At 64.1% G+C, this 4,284-nt stretch carries 2 protein-coding genes; both read left to right on the top strand.

Annotated elements, in window-relative coordinates:
• A partial coding sequence (locus EOC06_RS43760; RefSeq protein WP_348630667.1) for a DUF6504 family protein occupies window positions 1-927 on the top strand: 927 nt, incomplete at its 5' end.
• Window positions 924-4,271 (top strand): error-prone DNA polymerase, encoded by a 3,348-nt coding sequence (locus EOC06_RS28890; protein ID WP_128309405.1) that lies wholly within the window; start codon window positions 924-926, stop codon window positions 4,269-4,271. The genes EOC06_RS43760 and EOC06_RS28890, both read left to right, overlap by 4 nt.
• The last annotated feature ends 13 nt before the right edge of the window (window positions 4,272-4,284 follow it).

Genomic DNA, 4,284 nt, shown 5'->3' with positions numbered 1-4,284 from the left:
TTGCTGCTCCTGCGCCTCGACCAGGCGCTTGGCCGTCTCGACGAAGCGGTGTCGCCGCGCCTTCCCGTCGCGCCGCTTTCGGTCGAACGCCACCTCGCCGAACCCGTCACCCTGACCGAGGACATCGAACGGCTGGTGGGCATGCTGGCGGCGACCTTGAAAACCGATCTCGAACGCCGCGGCGAGGGTGCCAGGACACTGGCGCTGCTGCTCTTTCGCGTCGACGGCGCCGTCAGCCGCATCGCCATCGGCACCTCGCGGCCGATGCGCGAACCCATGCTGATCCAGAAACTGTTCCATGAGAGGCTGGCCGCGCTCGAGCAGGATATCGATGCCGGCTATGGTTTCGATCTGGTGCGGCTCTCGGTGTTGGCGGCAGCCACCTTCGACATGCAGCAGGCTGATCTGACTGGTGAAACGATCGACGATGGCGCCGATATCGCGCTGTTCGCCGACCGCATCCGCGCCCGGCTCGGCGAGGGCGCGGTTCTCCGGCCGGTCGCGGTCGAGAGCCATCTGCCGGAGCGTGCTGTCGCCACGATCCCCTTCACCGAAGCGCCGCGCCGGACCACGCCGCCGAAAAAGCCCGGCAGGCTGCAGGCGCCACAAACCATTTTTCCGCCGGAACGGCCAATCCGGCTGTTCCGCTCGCCCGAACCCATCGATGTGCCGGCCACTGAAATGCCGGAAGGACCACCGCTGCACTTCCGCTGGCGGCGCGCGCTCTACCGGGTCACGCGCGCCGAAGGGCCGGAACGCATCGCCGCCGAATGGTGGCGGGAAGCGCCAAGCGACGAGGCGGCATCGACGCGCGACTATTTCCGCATCGAGGATGCCGATGGCCGCCGCTATTGGCTCTACCGGCAAGGTCTTTACGGCAACACGCAGGTACCGCCGCGCTGGTTCATGCATGGTGTCTTCGCATGAACGCGCTGACCGTCATCCCCTATGCCGAGTTCGGCATCCAGTCGAATTTCTCCTTCCTGCGCGGCGCCTCCAAGCCGGAGGAGATGGTGGTCGCGGCCAAGCTCCTGGGTTTCTCGGCGATCGGGCTTGCCGACCGCAACACGGTGGCCGGCGTGGTGCGCGCCTGGCAGCAGGCCAAGGTCGAAAAACTCTCCTATCACCCCGGCTGCCGGCTGGTTTTCGGCGACGGCACGCCGGACATCCTCGCCTATCCCCAGGACCGCAAGGGCTGGGGACATCTGTGCCGCATGCTTACCCAAGCCAATCTGCGCGACGAGAACGAAAAAGGCGCCACCCTTCTCCAGCGCGGCGACCTCCTCGAATGGGGTGACCTGATGTCGCTGGCGGTCCTGCCCGGTCTGTCGGCGGGCGCGGAAGATAGTCTTCCCCTGCTTGGAGACCTCAAAGGCCGCTTCGGCAGGAACCTGCGGCTTGGCGTTTCGCCCGACTACGCCGGCAATGACCGTTTCCGCATCGAGCAGGCCGCGGCGCTTGCCGAGAGCGTCGGTATTCCGCTGATGGCGACCAACGACGTTCTCTACCACACGGCCGAACGGCGCCCGCTGCAGGACGTGCTGACCGCGATCCGCCTCAACACGCCCGTCGCCGAGGTCGGGCTGCAACTCAGCGCCAATGCCGAGCGTCATCTGAAGCCGCCAATGGAGATGGCCCGCCTGTTCCGCAGGCATCCGCAAGCGCTGGCCGAGACGCTGCGGTTTGCGGAAGAACTGACCTTTTCGTTGAGCGACCTTCAGTACAATTATCCGGACGAGCCGACGGAATCGGGTCTTGGCCCACAGGCTGAACTGGAGCGGCTGGCGCGGGAGGGAGCGGCCAACCGCTATCCGGCGGGTGTGCCGGATTCGGTGACCAGGCGCATCGACGAAGAGCTCGCTTTGATCGAACGCCTCAACTATGCCCGCTATTTCCTGACTGTCTACGACATCGTCAAGTTCGCGCGCAGCAAGGATATTCTCTGCCAGGGACGTGGATCGGCCGCCAATTCGGTCGTCTGCTTCTGCATCGGCATCACCGAAGTAGGACCGGAAAAAATCGATTCGCTCTTCGAGCGCTTCATTTCCGAGGAGAGAAACGAGCCGCCGGATATCGACGTCGATTTCGAGCACGAAAAGCGCGAAACCGTAATCCAGTACATCTACGAGAAATACAGCGGCAAGCGCACGGCACTTGCGGCCGCCGTCATCAGCTATCGCGGCCGTTCGGCGCTGCGCGAAGTGTCGAAGGCGATGGGCCTGTCCGAGGATGTCAGGGCCTCGCTTTCCGGCTCGATCTGGGGTTGGTCGACATCGGAGCTTGGCGAGAAGGAAGCCCGCGCCGGCGGCCTCGACCGCACCGATCCGGTGTCGAGGCACGTGATGGAGCGTGCCAATGAGATCATGGGCTTCCCCCGCCATCTGTCGCAGCATGTCGGCGGCTTCGTCATCACCAGGGACCGGCTCGACGAGATCGTGCCCATCGTCAAGACGGCGATGGACGAGCGCAAGATGGTCGAATGGGACAAGGACGATCTCGACGCGGTGAAGATCCTGAAAGTCGACGTGCTGGCGCTCGGCATGCTGACCTGCCTCCAGCGCGCCTTCACCTTGCTTACTGACCACTATCCAAAGGCGCGAGACAAATACGGCCGACCTTATGTGCTGGCCACCCTGCCGGCAGAAGACGCCCGGGTCTACGATATGATCTGCCGTGCCGACACATTGGGCGTCTTTCAGATTGAATCGCGTGCCCAGATGTCGATGCTGCCGCGCCTTGAGCCGAAAACCTTTTATGACCTCGTCATCGAGGTGGCGATCGTGCGGCCGGGCCCGATCCAGGGCGATATGGTCCATCCCTATCTGCGCCGCAGGCAAGGCAAGGAAAAACCCGAGTATCAAAAACCGGAGCTGGAGGCGATCCTCAGCAAGACACTGGGCGTTCCGCTGTTCCAGGAGCAGGCGATGAATATCGCCATCGTCGCCGGCGGTTTCAAACCGGGCGAGGCCGATGAACTGCGCCGCGCCATGGCCACCTTCAAGCGCACCGGCACCATCGGCAATTACCGCGACCGTATGATCAATGGCATGGTCGGCAAGGGCTACACGAAGGACTTCGCCGAGCGCTGTTTCAAGCAGATCGAGGGCTTTGGCGAATACGGCTTTCCCGAAAGCCATGCTGCTTCCTTCGCCCTGCTCGTCTATGCCTCCTGCTGGTTCAAGACCTTCTATCCCGACGTGTTCTGCGCCGCGATCCTGAATTCGCAGCCGATGGGGTTTTACCAGCCGGCCCAGCTCGTGCGCGACGCAAGCGACCATGGCGTCGACATTCGCGATGTCGACGTCAATTTTTCGGTGTGGGATTGCACGCTGGAGAAAGCACCTTTCGATCCGGCCCGTATCCTCCCGCGCCATGCCGACATGCGCGGCGTCATCGAGACGAAGCATGCCGTCCGGCTCGGCTTCCGCCAGATCAAGGGCCTGTCGAAGGAGCGCATGGCGGCTTTCGTCGAACAGCGCGGCTCAGGCTACGTATCCGTCCGGGATGTCTGGCTGCGCTCCGGCCTCGATGTCGGCGAGATCGAGCGGTTGGCGCAGGCCGACGCCTTCCGTTCGCTCGGCCTTGATCGTCGCGAAGCCTTGTGGGCGGTGCGCGCACTCGACGGCAAGAGCGCCGCCGAAAGGCTGCCGCTGTTCGACCAGCCGGCGCTTCGCCTGCGCGAGCTGGAGCCCGAGACGAAGCTGCCGAAAATGCCGCTAGGCGAGCATGTCATCCATGATTACCGCGCGCTCGGCCTGTCGCTGAAGGCGCATCCGGTCGCCTTCCTGCGCGAGCGGCTCGACCGCGCCGGCGTCATCCCCAATGCGAATCTTCCTTCCGTGCGTGACGGCAGGCGCGTCTCCGTCGCCGGCCTCGTGCTGGTGCGGCAGCGCCCCGGCAAGGGCAATGCGATCTTCCTGACACTGGAGGACGACAAGGCGGTGGCCAACGTCATCTTCTGGCAAAGAACCTTCGACCGTTACCGGCCGATCGTCATGGGCGCCCGGTTCGTCAAGGTCACCGGAAAATTGCAGTCGGAATCGGGCGTGGTCCACATCGTCGCCGAGAGGATCGAGGATCTGACGCCTTGGTTGACCGTGCTTCTGGAGAAGGTCAGCGGGGCCGCGCCAGCGGTTCCTCCGGGAGACCTCGCCAAGGACGGTTCGGGTCGCTCCAGCCCCGCCAAACAAAGCGCACCGATCCGGCAGGATCTCGCAACGCTGTCGGAAGAAGCGGAAAGGGTCATGCCCAAGGGGCGCAATTTTCAGTAGGCAAGGCCATGCC

The organism is Mesorhizobium sp. M7A.F.Ca.MR.362.00.0.0, from assembly GCF_004023175.1.
Lineage (GTDB): Bacteria > Pseudomonadota > Alphaproteobacteria > Rhizobiales > Rhizobiaceae > Mesorhizobium.
The sequence above is the reverse complement of the archived record's forward strand: the minus strand, read 5'-3'. Positions and strand labels throughout refer to the sequence as shown.